This window comes from Pelatocladus sp. BLCC-F211 (assembly GCF_041928655.1).
Taxonomy (GTDB): Bacteria; Cyanobacteriota; Cyanobacteriia; order Cyanobacteriales; family Nostocaceae; genus Pelatocladus.
This window is the reverse complement of the sequence record NZ_JBHFLM010000169.1, coordinates 1-16,003: the sequence shown is the minus strand read 5'-3', so window position 1 is coordinate 16,003 and position 16,003 is coordinate 1. Positions and strand designations below refer to the sequence as shown.

General features: G+C 38.4%; 16 protein-coding genes and 1 other RNA gene. 9 read left to right on the top strand and 8 right to left on the bottom strand.

Annotation, left to right across the window (positions count from 1 at the left end; translation table 11 throughout):
* Positions 1–341: 341 nt before the first annotated feature.
* From ACE1AT_RS21180 to fba, 3 genes are all read left to right on the top strand, one after another.
* The gene (locus ACE1AT_RS21180) at positions 342–1,553 is read left to right on the top strand and encodes a 5-(carboxyamino)imidazole ribonucleotide synthase (RefSeq protein WP_374871906.1); all 1,212 of its coding nucleotides are present in this window, start codon (positions 342–344) and stop codon (positions 1,551–1,553) included.
* A gap of 60 nt (positions 1,554–1,613) precedes the next feature.
* Positions 1,614–1,798: non-coding RNA, 6S RNA (ssrS, locus tag ACE1AT_RS21175), on the top strand.
* Between the two features lie 525 nt (positions 1,799–2,323).
* The gene (gene fba, locus ACE1AT_RS21170; RefSeq protein WP_374871904.1) at positions 2,324–3,403 is read left to right on the top strand and encodes a class II fructose-bisphosphate aldolase; all 1,080 of its coding nucleotides are present in this window, start codon (positions 2,324–2,326) and stop codon (positions 3,401–3,403) included.
* Between the two features lie 180 nt (positions 3,404–3,583).
* Here the strand turns inward: fba and ACE1AT_RS21165 are convergent, their stop codons facing one another.
* The 3 genes from ACE1AT_RS21165 to ACE1AT_RS21155 form a co-directional block, all read right to left on the bottom strand.
* Entirely contained in the window at positions 3,584–4,255 is a 672-nt protein-coding gene (locus ACE1AT_RS21165) for a fasciclin domain-containing protein (protein ID WP_374871902.1), read from the bottom strand.
* A 112-nt stretch (positions 4,256–4,367) separates the two neighbouring features.
* On the bottom strand, positions 4,368–4,736 hold the full coding sequence (locus ACE1AT_RS21160; RefSeq protein ID WP_374871900.1) for a pentapeptide repeat-containing protein: 369 nt from the start codon (positions 4,734–4,736) through the stop codon (positions 4,368–4,370).
* On the bottom strand, positions 4,718–5,038 hold the full coding sequence (locus tag ACE1AT_RS21155; protein WP_374871898.1) for a hypothetical protein: 321 nt from the start codon (positions 5,036–5,038) through the stop codon (positions 4,718–4,720). The genes ACE1AT_RS21160 and ACE1AT_RS21155 overlap by 19 nt, the downstream gene beginning before the upstream one ends.
* A gap of 218 nt (positions 5,039–5,256) precedes the next feature.
* Here ACE1AT_RS21155 and ACE1AT_RS21150 point away from each other — a divergent pair, with 218 nt between their 5' ends.
* Genes ACE1AT_RS21150 through ACE1AT_RS21140 form a run of 3 tightly spaced genes read left to right on the top strand, consistent with a single transcriptional unit; the run spans position 5,257 to position 7,477 of the window.
* A complete protein-coding gene (locus ACE1AT_RS21150; RefSeq protein ID WP_374871896.1) occupies positions 5,257–6,570 on the top strand; it encodes a cytochrome P450 in 1,314 nt (437 codons plus the stop codon).
* Between the two features lie 38 nt (positions 6,571–6,608).
* On the top strand, positions 6,609–6,986 hold the full coding sequence (locus ACE1AT_RS21145; protein WP_374871894.1) for a nuclear transport factor 2 family protein: 378 nt from the start codon (positions 6,609–6,611) through the stop codon (positions 6,984–6,986).
* A 23-nt stretch (positions 6,987–7,009) separates the two neighbouring features.
* Positions 7,010–7,477, top strand: coding sequence for a hypothetical protein (locus ACE1AT_RS21140; protein WP_374871892.1), 468 nt, complete (start codon positions 7,010–7,012; stop codon positions 7,475–7,477).
* Here ACE1AT_RS21140 and ACE1AT_RS21135 read toward each other — a convergent pair.
* Together ACE1AT_RS21135 and ACE1AT_RS21130 are read right to left on the bottom strand one after the other, a co-directional pair.
* Positions 7,434–8,606 (bottom strand): NAD(P)/FAD-dependent oxidoreductase, encoded by a 1,173-nt coding sequence (locus tag ACE1AT_RS21135; protein ID WP_374871890.1) that lies wholly within the window; start codon positions 8,604–8,606, stop codon positions 7,434–7,436. The two genes, ACE1AT_RS21140 and ACE1AT_RS21135, sit on opposite strands and share 44 nt — an antisense overlap.
* A 70-nt stretch (positions 8,607–8,676) precedes the next feature.
* Complete coding sequence (locus ACE1AT_RS21130; RefSeq protein WP_374871888.1) at positions 8,677–9,573, bottom strand: hypothetical protein; 897 nt, start codon at positions 9,571–9,573, stop codon at positions 8,677–8,679.
* Between the two features lie 381 nt (positions 9,574–9,954).
* Between ACE1AT_RS21130 and ACE1AT_RS21125 the strand changes: the two genes are divergently transcribed.
* Positions 9,955–11,289, top strand: coding sequence for a hypothetical protein (locus ACE1AT_RS21125; protein ID WP_374871886.1), 1,335 nt, complete (start codon positions 9,955–9,957; stop codon positions 11,287–11,289).
* A 147-nt stretch (positions 11,290–11,436) separates the two neighbouring features.
* Here ACE1AT_RS21125 and ACE1AT_RS21120 read toward each other — a convergent pair whose 3' ends face one another.
* A complete protein-coding gene (locus ACE1AT_RS21120; protein ID WP_374871884.1) occupies positions 11,437–12,234 on the bottom strand; it encodes an ion transporter in 798 nt (265 codons plus the stop codon).
* A 155-nt stretch (positions 12,235–12,389) separates the two neighbouring features.
* Here ACE1AT_RS21120 and ACE1AT_RS21115 point away from each other — a divergent pair, with 155 nt between their 5' ends.
* On the top strand, positions 12,390–12,815 hold the full coding sequence (locus ACE1AT_RS21115) for a nucleoside deaminase (RefSeq protein ID WP_374871882.1): 426 nt from the start codon (positions 12,390–12,392) through the stop codon (positions 12,813–12,815).
* A 263-nt stretch (positions 12,816–13,078) separates the two neighbouring features.
* Positions 13,079–13,951 carry a HEAT repeat domain-containing protein gene (locus tag ACE1AT_RS21110; protein WP_374871880.1) on the top strand — a complete coding sequence of 291 codons (873 nt, stop codon included), beginning with the start codon at positions 13,079–13,081 and terminating at the stop codon, positions 13,949–13,951.
* Positions 13,952–13,964: 13 nt separating this feature from the next.
* Here ACE1AT_RS21110 and ACE1AT_RS21105 read toward each other — a convergent pair whose 3' ends face one another.
* Entirely contained in the window at positions 13,965–14,618 is a 654-nt protein-coding gene (locus ACE1AT_RS21105; protein WP_374871878.1) for a response regulator, read from the bottom strand.
* The gene (locus ACE1AT_RS21100; protein WP_374871876.1) at positions 14,618–15,835 is read right to left on the bottom strand and encodes a sensor histidine kinase; all 1,218 of its coding nucleotides are present in this window, start codon (positions 15,833–15,835) and stop codon (positions 14,618–14,620) included. Before ACE1AT_RS21100 ends, ACE1AT_RS21105 begins: the two co-directional genes overlap by 1 nt.
* Positions 15,836–16,003: the final 168 nt, after the last annotated feature.

Sequence of the window (16,003 nt, the reverse complement as noted above, 5' to 3'; positions counted from 1 at the left end):
GCGCGTTGCGGAGGTTCCACGCCACCTGCTTTATGCCGGGGAACCCGTCCACCGCAGTGGCTCCTCCGTTGTAGCGACTGGCGTCCCGTTGTAGTACCTGGCGTCGGGTTAAGAGCGTTGTAGCACAAGCGCGTGTGTAGGGGTGTGGGTAAAAATTTCGCGTTGTTGTAGTATTGTCGCGGTTGCTTGAAGGGATTTGAAATAAATTTGCTTTAGAATTTTATCTTTACTGAATACAGGTTTCAAAAATTGCCTTCTCTATACTTATCCCAGGCGATCGCTGATCCTGATCGCGCTATGATCCTAAGACAGGGTAAACTTTCGTGATAGTTTGGGGTAAGATGGTGCGTATTGGTGTAATCGGTGGTGGACAACTCGCCTGGATGATGGGCGGTGCAGCAAAGAAGTTAGGCGTGGAATTGCTGGTACAAACCCCTAGTCCTAATGATCCTGCTGTGGCGATCGCTAACAACACTATTTTCGCCCCAGTAGATGATCCCGCAGCTACAGAAGTTTTAGCTACTAAATGCGATATCATTACTTTTGAAAACGAGTTTGTTAATCTTCAAGCTTTATCAGGATTAGCAAAACAAGGGGTTTGTTTTCGCCCGCCCTTACAAGCATTAGTTCCCCTTCTAGATAAATATCACCAACGCTGTTATTTACGCGATTTAGGTTTACCAGTTCCTCAATTCTTTGATATCAAAGGAAACTGGAAACAAGACGCACAAACAGGAGCCAAACAGTTAGCTGTTGAAAGTCAAGAGTTAGGAATACAAAATGAAAATCTTCATAATTTTTCACTTATAAGTAAATTAAAATTTCCTATCGTTTTAAAAGCTCGCCGTCACGGTTATGATGGTCAAGGTACTTTTATTATTAAAGATATCCACACTCTTCAGGAAAAATTAGAATCTGCAAATCATCTAGCTTTTATATTAGAAGAATTTATCCCGTTTGAGCGAGAACTGGCAGTTATTGCAGCGCGTTCTGTCAACGGTGAAGTAGTGATTTACCCAATTGTAGAAACCCAACAAGAAGAACAAGTATGTCGGCGAGTGATTGCACCAGCAGATATTCCATTGCACGTGGAAAAAGAGGTTGAGAATATGTCCCATACACTCCTGAATAGCCTCGAAGCAGTAGGAGTTTTTGGGATTGAATTATTCCTTAAAGCAGATGACAAAGTGCTAGTAAATGAGATAGCACCCCGCACTCACAATTCTGGACATTTTTCTCTCGACGCCTGTGAAACTTCCCAGTTTGAACAACACTTAAGAGCAGTTTCTGGTTTACCTTTAGGCAATCCTAAACTTACTTGCCCATGTGCTATTATGGTAAACTTGTTGGGCTACGAAAGAGCAACAAATGATTATATTACTAAACGTCAAAAAATAAAACAAATTCCTCAAAGTTATGTCCACTGGTACGGAAAAACAGAATCTCGTCCAGGGCGAAAGTTAGGACACGTCACCGTTTTGTTAGATCATCAAAATCAAGATCAAGCAATGGCGATCGCCCGCACTATAGAAAATATTTGGTACGCCAATTAAACCAGCAAAAAAATCTAATTTGGCATACACAAAATCATCTTTAAAAGCTATAATCGATTCATAGCACTGCGACGTTGGTGACTGCCAACAAGTTTTGTGATCTATGACTTGTAAAAGTAAGGGAACCAAGCATTTTTCGTGGCAGTAAACCGGGCTTGTACCCGGAAACTTTAAACGGAAGACATGGTACCCACCTGGTTTACTCCAGGTCAAAAACTTAGGTAAAACGGCGTCGCGGTGAATAAAAATCAAAGCTCCTGAAGTCTATTTGACTAAGGAGCTTTAACTATATTTATAGATAAAGTAAGGGAAAGTGGGTGTAGGGGTGTAAGAGTGTAAGGGTGTAAGAAGAATCATATTTTAATCTACAGGTTGTGGGATTTTCCGATAATTAGCCATCTCGAAAATAAAGCATCGCGCATCATTGATGTTTATTCTCTCCCTTGTCCTCCTTGTCCTCCTTGTCCTCCTTGTCCTCCTTGTCCTCCTTGTCCCCGCGTTGGGATATTTTTTGATCTGGAAGTCCCTTATTTGCTCATTTGGAATACAGTGTTACCAAAACCCCAAAGCATCGGGTAACTGATTGTACAGTAACATCGAGCAACTATAGAGGATATTTATCCACAGATACTGCAAACTTTTTCAGCATAGACACCCATGACTAGTTATAATTTCCTATAGGATCACAATAATTTCTTAAGATTGGCGTAATATATATTTACGCAATATTCCAAACCGACTAGCTGACAACACAATTAGGAGGACTATCTATGGCGCTCGTGCCAATGCGGCTGCTGTTGGATCACGCGGCTGAAAACAATTACGGTATTCCAGCTTTTAACGTGAACAACATGGAGCAGATTCAAGCAATTATGCAAGCTGCTCATGAAACAGATAGCCCCGTCATTTTGCAAGCTTCTCGTGGCGCTCGTAAATACGCAGGTGAAAACTTCCTGCGTCATTTGATTTTGGCAGCAGTGGAAACTTACCCCCATCTTCCCATTGCCATGCACCAAGATCATGGTAACGAACCTGCCACTTGCTACTCAGCAATTAAGAACGGCTTTACCAGCGTGATGATGGATGGTTCTCTGGAAGCTGATGCTAAAACCCCAGCTAGCTATGAGTACAACGTCAAAGTCACCCGTCAAGTGGTGGAAGTAGCTCATGCTTTGGGTGTCAGCGTTGAAGGCGAACTCGGTTGCTTGGGTTCTCTAGAAACTGGTATGGGTGAAGCTGAAGATGGTCACGGTTTCGAGGGTAAACTCGATCATTCTCAACTGTTAACCGACCCCGACCAAGCTGTTGATTTTGTTGAGCAAACCCAAGTAGACGCTTTGGCTGTTGCTATTGGTACTAGCCACGGTGCTTACAAGTTCACCCGCAAGCCAACAGGCGAAATTTTGGCAATCAGCCGCATTGAAGAAATTCACCGCCGTTTGCCCAATACCCACTTGGTAATGCACGGTTCTTCCTCCGTACCCGAAGATTTGATTGCTTTGATTAACCAGTACGGTGGTACAATCCCCGAAACCTACGGTGTACCTGTAGAAGAAATTCAAAAAGGTATCAAGAGCGGTGTACGTAAGGTAAATATCGATACTGACAACCGTTTGGCCATTACTGCTGCTGTTCGGGAAGCCTTGGCTGCTAATACCAAGGAATTTGACCCCCGTCACTTCCTCAAGCCTTCTATTAAGTACATGCAAAAAGTGTGTGCAGACCGTTACCAACAATTTGAAACTGCTGGTAATGCTAGTAAGATCAAGCAGGTTTCTTTGGAAGAGTTTGCTGCTAAATATGCAAAAGGCGAACTTAATGCTGCAATCAAGAAAACTGTTGCTCTGTAATTTTGCCAGATAAGTAAATAGGGACACAGGATTAATGTGTCCCTAAGCTGAGGATTCTCATACCCCATAGACTGAACCGGGTAGCAATTATGTTCCCCGGTTTTTTTGCTTGGTTTGTAGTAAGCACTTTAGTGCTTGAAAATGAAAATTTAAGGACTAAAGTCCTTACTACAAACTTTACTACTTTGCTGTAGGACTAGAGGTAGGACTTGCTTGCAAATCTGGAGGGATAATTACCTTGTCAACTACGTGAACAACGCCATTGCTAGCCAGAATATCGGCTTGAGTAACTTTAGCACCGTTGACGGATACTGTTTTAGCAGTACTGTTAACATCAATTGTCACAGGATTACCTTCGACTGTTTTTACATCTCCAGATGTCAATTGACTAGAGGTAACTTGTCCGGGTATGACGTGGTAACTAAGAAGCTTCACTAACTGTTGTTTGTTTTCTGGCTTGAGGAGATTTTCTAGAGTACCTGGTGGTAAAGCCTTGAAAGCAGCATCAGTCGGTGCAAAGACTGTGTAGGGGCCTTGTGCAGTCAATTGATCTTCTAAACCTGCGGCTTTATATGCTTGGGTTAAGGTTTTAAAAGACCCTTGGCTGGCTGCTGCTTGAGCAAGTTCTGCAAAATTTTTGTTTGCGGTTGTACCAGCAGGTGTTTCTGTTGCAGGTGCAGTAGTTGTTGGAGTCACTTCAGCAACAGGTGAGGTATTTGCTGTAGGTGCTTCTCCAACCGTCGGAGTAGTATTTTCTGCATTCGGTTGACCACAGGCAGACAAGGCAAAGAGGCTACCCACACCAACTATACTAAACAAAGCTTTTTGTAAAATGCCTTTGCTTGCTTTCATGGCTTTTCCCCAAAATCGAGCAAAATAAACTTCATATTTACAAAAGTTAATATCTCCTGAGAAATAATCCCTCATCCGTAAGAGGTAGTTTGTACAATTTCATATTACTTGTTTATATCTTTCGCATATTTCTACTTTGTGGATCAAAGCCATAGGAAAATCGGGTGCTGTCGTCGTAGCAAGCTCCGGTTAAATTTGCTCCAAACAGCTTGGTATAGTGTAGTTTTGCTCCACGCAGATTCGCTTCTATTAACTTTGCACAACTGAGGTTAGCTCTGGTTAAGTTGGCTTTGGCTAGGTTTGTGCCACCTAAATTAGAACCCCATAGTTTAGCTCTAGCCAGATTAGCACCACTCAAGTCTGCTGCATATAAATTGATGCCAACCAAATATGCTCCGATCAACTTAGCTCCTGCTAAATTAACAGCAGTAAAATCCCTTTCTCCGTCGGCGTAACGCCGTATTAATTCATCGGCATCCATAATTCTTTCACCTTCATCAGCAAATCAGAAACTATTTGCTCCCATTCTTGATCGAGTCCTGCATGAAATTCTGGCTTCCCACTACGTCTGTACCAGTAACACGCATTACTCAAATCACCCTCTTTTCTGTGTAGGTAGGCATGAACCCAAGCACTATCGAGATCATTGGCATTTTGAACTATTTCATGCGCTCTATCCCAATTATCTTTATAGTCAAACCACAATGCTTGGAGAGCTTTTGGTAGTGAATCAGGACTTTTTTGCTGTTTTTCGATTAATTGCTTGAATTCTTGCAGCGTCATTATCTTTACCTATCTGTTATCAAGCCTCTATTTACCACTCTATCAATGACTTGTTGCGATCGCATGTCATAGTATTTAACTTTTTTGATCATACAAATATATGGTTAGGGGCAACCCGGCTGTACGCCCCCACTTCTGCTACGCTACACTACTTTATAAATCAATCAAAATTTTACTTCTGGCTACCAGTTATTATCTGAAATTATCTGCATTTACACATGAAAAACAAGCAATTCCCACCTGGAAGCTTCGGTATACCTGTATTAGGTGAAACATTACCATTCGTTGTTGATCCTGATTTTATCACGAAGCGCTACGAACGCTACGGGTCTATTTTTAAAAGTCACATTTTAGGCAGACCAACTGTGGTAATGGTGGGGCCAGAAGCAGCAGAAATTGTTCTTTCTAGTCATATAGATCATTTTTCTTGGCGTGAGGGATGGCCAAATAATTTTAAAGTCCTGTTGGGCGAATCACTATTTCTCATGGATGGAGAAGAACATCGCCTAAAACGCCGTTTAATTATGCCAGCAATGCATGGGCCAGCACTGGCAAATTATCTCAACACAATGGAGAATATTACACTCAACTATTTGAAAAAGTGGGAAGAACAACAGGAATTTACTTGGTTTCAAGAATTCAAAAAGTTGACATTTAGTATTGCCAGTGAACTATTACTGGGTACTCAAACAGATGCTGAATCTGATCGTCTCAGCAAATTGTTTACAACATTAACAAATGGACTATTTGCGATTAATCCACTAACTTTACCATTTACTCAATTCGGCAAAGCGATCGCAGCTCGCAATCAAATATTAGAACATTTAACTCAAGTTGTTAAAGAACGCCAAAAAAATCCCACAAAAGACGCCTTAAGTCTTCTAATACAAGCCAGAGATGAAGAAGGTAACAGTCTCAGTGAAAAGGAACTAATTGCCCAAGCAGTTCTACTACTTTTTGCTGGACATGAAACTACAACTACAATGCTAACTTGGCTATGTTTAGAGTTAGCTCTTCACCCAGAGGTAATGCAACGTGCCAGAGATGAACAACAACAATTTGTTGGTAACAGTGCCTTAACTTTAGAACAACTAGGACAAATGCCTTATTTAGAGCAGATATTGCTAGAAATTGAAAGATTGCATCCTTCTGTAGGAGGAGGTTTTCGTGGCGTGATCAAAGAGTTTGAATTTCAAGGATTTTCTGTACCTGCTGGTTGGCAACTGATCTACGCAATTCCAGAAACCCATCGTATATCAGAAATTTATCCTCAACCAGAGCGTTTTGATCCAGATCGCTTTAGTTCCCAACGACAAGAACAAAAACAACGCCCCTTCAGTTTAATCGGTTTTGGTGGTGGCCCACGCATCTGTGTTGGCATAGCATTTGCCAAGATGGAGATGAAAATAATAGCTGCACACCTATTGCGTAGTTATAAATGGGAAATCTTGCCCAATCAAAGTTTAGATAACGTACGAATTCCTACCATCCACCCGAAAGATGGATTAAGAGTGAGATTTCAACCTTTATAACCAGATAAGCAGAAAAAACAACTATATAAACAAACACCATGACTGAAACAGTTGAAACTCAGATTATCAACGTCGAAGAACGTCTCAGACAGGCCATGCTTGCTTCTGATGTCAGCGTTTTGAATGAACTACTAGCCCCGGAAATTATCATCACTAGTCATCTTGGAGAATTATTAGGAAAACAAGATGATCTCGCTGCTCACGAATCTGGTTTGTTTAAAATACACGAGTTGATACCTTCACAGCAGCATATTCAAATTCATGGAGAGGTAGCGATCGTTTCAGTCCGAATGCAATTATCTGGTAGCTATAATCATACTCCTACAAATGGTGACTTTCGTTTCACGCGAGTTTGGGCTGTCTCTCCGAGTGGAACTTGGCATATCGTCGCTGCCCATATAGGTATGATAGCGTGAACATTGGGAAATTCTGAAGCGATATGAATGATTGGCTGAATCAAAATCGTTCTATTTTTCAATTAGCACAAATTATTAGTTGGGCAGCTAATCACCCAATTATTAGTATTATCATTTTGTTGTTTCTTCTAGCTATAATTGGAAGTATTATTCAAGCAATTGGTCGCTTGATTGAATCAGCTAGTAGAACAATATTACAAGTTCCATTGAAGTTGATTTTAGCTATTATTAAATTTAGTTTCTCATCATTCACTCAAATTAGTAATTTAGCTATCAAAAAACTATCAGGTTCTCATATATATGAGAATAAGTTACCTATTTTACCATCAGAAAATTATCAAATTAATCACCTAGAAAAGCAACAAAGATTACAAGAAATTTCTCAAAGGCTCAGTGAAATTCAAAAAGAACAAAATGAGCTTTTCAAAGAAGCCGCAGAACTTTTGGCTAAATCGAAGATTGAAAACGAACAGGAGATAATTGAGAAATAATTTTGTCTTCTTTGCCAGTTAAATAATTAGCAAAGCGTTGGGCTAAAGGCGGCACAATCACTAGAGGATTGCTAAACCCAGAGAATAGATAGACTCCATGACATCCAGGAATAGAACCGATTACAGGAAGGCGAACGCCACTAAATGCCACTAAACAATGATGCCAAGTTCCTGGTAAACTAGATAATGCTGGCAATATTTCTCCTATACTTCGCCTCAGCCAGCTTTCACTTGTTTTTCTATCTATCTCAACGTAGGGATCGCTAAGGACACGGCTAATTTGACCTAAGCGCATACTTCCATCTTGAAACTGAATTGCACCCGTATCTAAAATTGGTGCTAATAGTTCATGTCCCGGTTCATTCCATAATTCATCAACTTTGGTAGACTCTGCTTCTAATTGAAAGCGTTGGAGATTAGCCGGCATTATTAAGGTACGTAATTGCACTTCTACGGGTGGAGTTTGGATCATCTCCGCATGGGTAAAATACAACTTTATCGGAATACCGGATGCTTTGAGCAATTGTCGAGTGAGTCCACCAGCACAGACGACAATGTTAGCAGTGTGATAAGTTTCTGTAGTTGTTTTGATGGTTTGCGAAGCATGATTTGAGGTGAAGTTCTGGACTTGGGTAATTTCCATTTCACCCCCAACCCGCAGAAATGCTTCAATGTAAGCTTGTGCTGTTTTTTCGGGGTTAATATGACCGTGTTTGACAGTTAAAGCGCCTGCGATCGCTTGTTTATTTAATAAAGGTTCCATCTCCCAAGCTTCGTCAACACTAATTAACTTGGGAGGAATGGCAAAATTAGCGTAGAACGCCGCAGCAACTTCTGGATCAGTGTCGGTTGCGATCGTCAACAATAAATCTAACTCTCGAAATTCAGTATCAGCACCTAACTCTGTGCTAAGAATGCGATGACGCGCTATTCCCTCATCACACAATTGACGCATCAGGGGAGTTGTAGCAGACCAAAAAGCTAAACCACCATAACTATAACGAGTCGCATTGCGTAATGTTGCATCTTGTTCTAACAAAAGTACCGAAAAGCCGACTTTCACTAGTTCATAGGCTAGTGCAGCACCCGTAATACCTGCACCAATGACGATCCAATCGTAGGTTTTCATATATTTTTATTGTAAGTAAAGATGCACTAAACTCTTGCCAATGACAAATGACGACCCCAACTAGTTAGCTTTATTTTTGCCGAATTAACTTACGTTTTGCTTTCAAAGCAATTGCACCTAAACCAAAAAATAGTATTGAACCCACATAAGTTGAAGGTTCAGGTGCTGCAACTTTGACTTGGCTTTTTCTGACTGCTACTAAAGTAAGATTTGTTTTGTTATCAAAAGAGCGTTGATAAGATCCACTAATCAGAGCGCCAGCTGTTTCTTGATTTCCACCAAAGTTAGATGCATCTAATTCATTTAACAAGCTAACATTTTGGCTATTTTGATATGTGAGAAAATCATTATCACCAGCAGTGTTAATATTGGCAGTGAGTGAAAAGTAATCTAAAGGATTTGTGTTAATACTTTGTTTTCCAGATAATACATTCGCTACAAAATCGGAGATATTTGTTGGCTCAATATAACTTGTATCGAATAATAAGAATGAAATATCTCCAATTGCTTTAGCATTTTCTTGTGAGGAATCATCTATTGATGTTCCCAAATTTAAATAAGCTGTGAAATCAAAAGAAAACAAGTTACCAGCATCTATGTCAAAATTACCGACTATTCCCCCAAAAGTATCTGCTGTTCCGAAGTAACTTGTACCTTGTCCATTAGCAAGACTCAAACCCACTTGAGTATAAGCTTGTGGTGGAGTAAATGTGAAATCTGTTTGTACTTGTTGATTGATAGTTAATACTGTTGCATCATCACTAAAAGTAGAGGCATTGGTATTAGCTTGATTTTGTCTGTCAATAATGCCAAAACTTTGACTAAAGTTGGTAAAATTCAACTCTTCTTGAGCAAAAGCTAGACTAGCAGCCTGACTGGGTGAGCTTGCTACAACAGAACTCGCTACTATTGGAGTTACCATCAGTACAAATTGTTTAGCCAATCCCAGATACAGATATCGTTTCATATTTTCCTCTTTTTTGTACTGAACTCTTAGTGAATTTACTGGAATAACGGAGTAAGAGTAAATACTACTATGTAGTTTGATCTAATTTCGCAGATTCTCAAAATAATTTTGCAGATATTACTAAAAAAATATATACTTACTCAATTACTGTGTTTAAAGTAAAAATATCTAGGGTTTAAGTTTGTGTGAGCCAAACAACCCACAATTAAGAGATAATACGTAATCTAATGTGAAATTTCAAGCAAAAAATTACAATGTTTGTAAATAATAGGTAATTTATGCCAAGTCGCATCGCAATTTGAGAAATTAAGCCAATAGTTAGATCCATCCGGCTTTCGGCAACCTATAATCTACGAAAAGTTAAAACCGAGAGATGAAACTGTGGATGCACTTTTAGAGCGATCGCACCAACTTAAGCAAGCGTTAATTGATTTTATCTTGGATGCAGACGATGAACTGGCAGGAGCATTGGAAACTTATGCAGCAGCGCAGTTGCGGCGTGGATCTGGTGATACAATCCAACAAGAGTTAACAATAGACAGCTTTGCTATCGAAGGTAAAGTAGGGGATAAATCACCAGTAGACCTGTTTATACAAACTCATCCAGAATTGTCACCAAGCGATCGCCAATTGCTGAATAATTGGCATCGTAGTTTTATGGGGTTATTTGCGATCGTTAAAATATTAGACGATGGCTTTGAGTTAATGAACTGGCTAACAGCCAAAAACTACATTATTAAATTCAACAACCCCAAAATCCAACAGGAAATGTCACGGTTAAAAGAAGGAGAAATTCTACTCACTCGCATTTCTCCTGTGACAGAATCCTACTGGACATTTTCTGGTCCCTATACACAAATGGGTAAACTGGGTAAACCAAAACTAGCAGTAGCAATTGGCAATTTTAAAGAAAATTACAAAAGCCATCTTTACAGTGATGCACCTGACTTGTTAGAAGAAGCTTGGCAGTCAGTGTTAAGATATCATCAGCAATTTCTGGAATTTTTTGGTAGTGATGAAGTCACAATGCCAGGATACCAACTCAATAAAAAAATCGCCGAACTCCAAGAAATCACTACCGAGAAAAGTTTAGCCGCAGCCGGAATAGATTCCTCAAAATCACTTGCAGAAATTGCCGAAGAAGCAGGAGTTGACGAAGAAGAAATCAAAGCCGCAGCCGAAGACATGGGTGCTGACTCTAAAGTAGTATCGCAATTGTTGAACAATAAAACTACCACAGCCAAAATGGTAACATCAAAAGTGGAATTACCTGCTGACCTCAAAAAAGCAGAAGAAGTAACTGCACTTTCTCATCCCCGTTGGGGACAGATGTTTTTACCCACATATACCAAAATTAAAACAATTTTGGCAGCAGAAGATTGGCAAAGCCTTGAAGACTCTGAGAAAATAATTCGCCACTATTTAGAAAGCAAAAATATCAATGCTTTTATATGGTATCGCCTTGCGGCAGAGTATCCAAATTCATTAGAAAAAATATTGCAAACAGTCCTACAACGTTCAGACTTTAACTTACAAAATGACTTAAATACACTGTTACAAGAATATCATAAACCTCTAGAACCAGAATTACCAGAAATCGCCAGCGTACCAGTACATCTACATAATTTATTCCAAGAAGCTTTAGGAGAAGTCCACAAATCTAAATCGAAAAACAAAGGACAAAAGAAAGCAACAAAAGGCTTTAAAACACTGTAATTGGGAAATATAGTTAATACTGAGTACAACAACTAAGTAAGTCGGCACGAATAAACCGAACTATGTAAAGAAAAGTCAAGCGTGAAAATTAACTCTTAGTAAGCGCTTCTCGTACAGAAGCGCTTACTACAAATAGTAAATAATTGCTCATTTGATTTGAGATTGTGATGATTTATCTAATTTTGTACCACAACTTTTGCAAAATATCGCATCAGCATCATGGAACGCTAAACCGCATCCAGGACAAACAGTTTCTATCTGATTAGCAGTTTTAACTAAGCGTTTAATTAAATCACCTACTTGCCAAGGAATCAGCGCAATACCTGTTATAATCATTAAAACTGTCAGCAAACGTCCGAACTCCGAAGTAGGAGTTACATCGCCAAAACCCACAGTTGTCATCGTCACAACTGAAAAATAAAAAGCATCCAAAAAAGTAGTAAATACTTTCGAGTTTACAGGATGCTCGACTTGATAAATTAAGCCAGAATACACAAATATAATTGCAAACAGAGTAAATAAGATCCTGGCAAAAATCACACCATCTTCACTACTGATACCAAATAAATATTTTTGATCTATAAACCGGATTAACCTTAAAATTCTGAGCCAGCGTAATAAACGTAGAAAGCTAATATCAATAGCACCCAAAAAAGACGGTAAAATGGCTATTAAATCAATAATTGCATAAAAACTTAAAACATACTTAACTTTATCTTCCGCACTCCATAAACGCAGAAAATATTCCAAAGCAAAAACAACTAAAATAATATTATCTAAAATCTTTAAATATATTCTAACAATATCAGGTATATTATAAGTTTCCGCTACAAAGAATCCTGATGATAACAAAACTAGCCCAGCAATAGATAAATTAATAACTTTACCTACTGGTGTTTCCAAATCTGCTAAATAAAAAGCAGTTTTTTCTTTCATCAATAACATAAAAACTCTTCGATTCTCTCACCTAAATATCTCTATACTCTTCGTGTCCTTTGCGTACTTTGTGGTTCGTATCAAAAATCATATTCACAACTCTAATTATATTGATATATACTGAATATGCATCATTTAAAACCGATAAATTATATCTTAATTATATGACTCCAGAAGATTTTATGCGTTTAGCCATAGCAGAAGCAAAAAAAGCAGATGCACCTTATGGAGCAGTAATTGTCAAAGAAGGAGAAGTAGTTGCCGTTGGTTACAACACTGTGAAGCGAGATAACGATCCATCTGCTCATGCAGAAATAAATGTCATTCGTAGTTTAACAGCAAAACTTCAAAATTATTCTTTAGAAGGTTATAGCATATACACAACAGGTGAACCATGCCCAATGTGTGCGACAGCTTGCGTTTGGGCTGGTGTTTCAGAAATTATTTATGGAGCTTCGATTCAAGATTTAATATCAGTTAATCAATCACAAATTGAAATATCTTGCGAAGAGATTATTGCTAAAAGCTTTAGAAAAATTCAAGTTAAAAAAGGTGTTCTGAGAGAAGAATGTGTAGAGTTATTTAAATAGTAAATGAAAAAATTCTAGCTAAGAGGTAATTTATCAAGTAAAAATCAAATTCTTGTAGGATGTGTTAGACGCAGACTTCAATATGAGTTGTAATGAAAAATACTTGAAAAGCGCCTAACGCACCCTAATTAAGATTTACTTTATAAGCATAGTTTTTGTACCAGATGGGAAAAAGATTTCTTCTCTATCCTTTTTTCTTTCAAACTGGAACTAAATTTTTCAAGGCTTTGTCTGTTTCATTTAATAAATAAATTGTCAAAATCATGCTTGTGACTAGATATACTCACAAACAGCGCTTAAATGTCATAGTTTCCCAAATCGCGATCGCTTGCATCTGTCTTTCATCGCCTTTAGTAATCATCAACGCAACTTCTGCACAATCACAAACCGCGACACAAATTAACTACCATATCCAACGATTAAAGCATCCTCAACATCGTTCTGCTGCCATAGATTATTTAGCAAAAGTGGGTAAACCTGCTGTTCCCGCCTTAATTACAGCTTTGGAAGATAGTGATCCCCAAGTTCGTACCAGCGCATTAGTAATTATCGGTAAAATCGGTGCAAATGCTGCTCAAGCTATACCGGCTCTGATGCGTGCAATAGATGACAAAGATGCAACTGTTCGTTCTCATGCAGTGCAAGCGATCGCCAAAATTGACAGAAAAGCTTATGTCCCTTACATAGTAGTTGGTTTAGACAGCAAGAATCAACAAGAACGTTACGGTGCAGTCCACATTTTACGCGCTATGGGCAAAGATGCGGCATCTGCTGTACCCGCCCTCATGAAAAAATTAGATGATCAGGATAATTGGATGCGGGTAAATGTGATTTCTGCTTTAGGTAGTATTGGAAAAGCTGCGACACCAGCAATACCAACTTTAGTTAACCGTTTACAAGACACAGATGAAACTGTTCGCCACAGTGCAGCTTATGCTTTAGGTGATATTACTTCGAGTTGGCAAGAAAATTTGAAGCAATTATCTACAAAAGAACTAGACATAACTGTCTCTAATTTAGAAACAGCCCTAAAAGTTTTGCAGAACTCCTCATTTAAATTTCGCCCAGAAGCAATTACTGCTGTTAAAAAACCTCTTGTCATTTTGAATCAAGAGAAATTGAGGCGGGCAAAATAATTATCTCATCATGCTAGTTTAAATAAGATAAAAATGAGTTGGCGAAGATTGCTGCTTGAGTGCGATCGCGTAAATTTAAACGATTTAAAATATTAGTGACGTGATTTTTCACTGTTCCTTCAGAAATGTAAAGTTTCTGGGCAATTTCTTTATTAGTAGCACCAGTTGCAATTAAGCGCAAAACCTCTTTTTCTCTAGGAGTCAATTCAGTTAAACTTGGTGGTGGAGGTGACGAGTTATTAGGTACAACTCGCGGGAATTGAGTCAAAAGTTTTTTGACTATGCCTGGGCCTAATTGGGTATATCCTTTATAAACAGCGCGAATCGCAACAGCTAATTCTTCGGAAGGAGTATCTTTGAGTAAATAACCCATGGCGCCATTTTGTAATGCTGCTGTTACATATTCATCATTATCAAAAGTCGTTAATACTAAAATCTGTATGCTGGGGAAACGCTTGTGAATTTCTCGCGTTGCTGCAACTCCATCCATAATCGGCATTCTAATATCCATTAAAATCACATCTGGATATAATTGTTCAATCAAATGAATTGCACTCTCGCCGTTTTCGGCTTCTCCAACAATTTCTAAATCAGGCTCTAGTTCTAATAAAGCCTTTAATCCTTGACGAATTAAATTTTGATCATCTACCAACAAGACTTTGATCATTAGCTGTACCTCGGTAAGGGGATTTCAACTCTAATTTGGCAACCAGAACCAGGAGTACTGTTAATATTAAATTTTCCACCTAATGCTAAAGTGCGATCGCGCATACTTTGCTGTCCAAATCCTGTGGTGTTTTGCCTTAAATCAAAACCTTTCCCATTATCTTCAACTATTAAATATAAATCTGTATCTGTCGTTCTTAATTCCAGTTTCACTTCTGTAGCTTCAGCGTATTTACAAATATTGGTAAATGATTCTTGAATAATTCGATAAATCGGGTTAGTCATCTCCGAAGAAATGGAATGAGATAAATTAATTTTTAGAATTGGCGAGATTCCAGTCGTACGTTGCATACTTTCTGCAAGATTAGCAATTCCCTGTTCTAATGATTGTTCTTGTAAGGGATGAGAACGCATTGTAGAAACTGATTGTCGGACATCTTGTAATGCTTTTGAACCTAATTCTTTTGCTCTTGCTAAAAATGTTTGAGCTTTTTCTGGATTAGATTGCCACAATTTCAAAGCAGTTTCTAATTGTAAATTTAACGCTGTCAAAGAATGTCCTAAAGAATCATGAATCTCTCTAGCAATCCGATTGCGTTCTTCCAAAGTTGCTTGATTCTCAATTTGCAAAGCATATTGACGTAGTTTTTGATTAGCAATTGCTAGTTTTTCTCGGCTTTCTCTTTCAGATAAAATAGTATTCATCAACATTAATACAAAAACTAAAGCTAATCCAAATAATAGAGCAACAACAAAATTATAAAATAACAATCTCTCTTGGAGAGCAGGTGATATTTGTATTGGCGGACGAGGGGGTTTTCTTTGTGATATAGAAAAAATAAATAATATCAGAGATAAAGACGTAATAAATAAACGACCTTGAATTTGAAAAATAAAACAGCTACGAATTACTAAAACCAAGTATAAAAAAGGGAAAAATCTTCCAGATGGTTTAGTATTGTAAAAGGAAATGAATATAATTAAAATTATTTCTATAATTGTGTAAATTACCTTAATGAATTTATTTTTGGTAGGCAACCTCAAGCCCATTAAACCAAAAACAAGCAAACTCAAAATTGTTAACTCTGTAGACTGATTATTGAAACGTTGAAAATGAGAAGGTATGAGGACAGCAGAAGCAGAAACAACTAATAATATCCACTCCAAATAAAGTAAAAACCGAAAAGGATGATTGCTAACTTTAATTGGTTGATTCACAAAAATATACCTGTCTGGAAAATAAGGTTAAGAAAAAAACAAGAGAGATTTTTATATATTATTGGTTTTTAGTCTAATACCAATTCTATATGAAGACGCATACAAAGACCCCACCCCGGCTTCGCCACCCCTCCCCGCTTGCGGGGAGGGGTTGGGGGAGGGGTAAAA

Bases quoted from the DNA above. Each gene is read 5' to 3' on its own strand.
- ACE1AT_RS21165 (WP_374871902.1), bottom strand. From the start codon at position 4,255: ATGAAAGCAAGCAAAGGCATTTTACAAAAAGCTTTGTTTAGTATAGTT.
- ACE1AT_RS21155 (WP_374871898.1), bottom strand. From the start codon at position 5,038: ATGACGCTGCAAGAATTCAAGCAATTAATCGAAAAACAGCAAAAAAGT.
- ACE1AT_RS21160 (WP_374871900.1), bottom strand. From the start codon at position 4,736: ATGGATGCCGATGAATTAATACGGCGTTACGCCGACGGAGAAAGGGAT.
- fba (WP_374871904.1), top strand. From the start codon at position 2,324: ATGGCGCTCGTGCCAATGCGGCTGCTGTTGGATCACGCGGCTGAAAAC.
- ACE1AT_RS21110 (WP_374871880.1), top strand. From the start codon at position 13,079: ATGCTTGTGACTAGATATACTCACAAACAGCGCTTAAATGTCATAGTT.
- ACE1AT_RS21130 (WP_374871888.1), bottom strand. From the start codon at position 9,573: ATGAAACGATATCTGTATCTGGGATTGGCTAAACAATTTGTACTGATG.
- ACE1AT_RS21145 (WP_374871894.1), top strand. From the start codon at position 6,609: ATGACTGAAACAGTTGAAACTCAGATTATCAACGTCGAAGAACGTCTC.
- ACE1AT_RS21180 (WP_374871906.1), top strand. From the start codon at position 342: ATGGTGCGTATTGGTGTAATCGGTGGTGGACAACTCGCCTGGATGATG.
- ACE1AT_RS21140 (WP_374871892.1), top strand. From the start codon at position 7,010: ATGAATGATTGGCTGAATCAAAATCGTTCTATTTTTCAATTAGCACAA.
- ACE1AT_RS21120 (WP_374871884.1), bottom strand. From the start codon at position 12,234: ATGTTATTGATGAAAGAAAAAACTGCTTTTTATTTAGCAGATTTGGAA.
- ACE1AT_RS21150 (WP_374871896.1), top strand. From the start codon at position 5,257: ATGAAAAACAAGCAATTCCCACCTGGAAGCTTCGGTATACCTGTATTA.
- ACE1AT_RS21105 (WP_374871878.1), bottom strand. From the start codon at position 14,618: ATGATCAAAGTCTTGTTGGTAGATGATCAAAATTTAATTCGTCAAGGA.
- ACE1AT_RS21115 (WP_374871882.1), top strand. From the start codon at position 12,390: ATGACTCCAGAAGATTTTATGCGTTTAGCCATAGCAGAAGCAAAAAAA.
- ACE1AT_RS21135 (WP_374871890.1), bottom strand. From the start codon at position 8,606: ATGAAAACCTACGATTGGATCGTCATTGGTGCAGGTATTACGGGTGCT.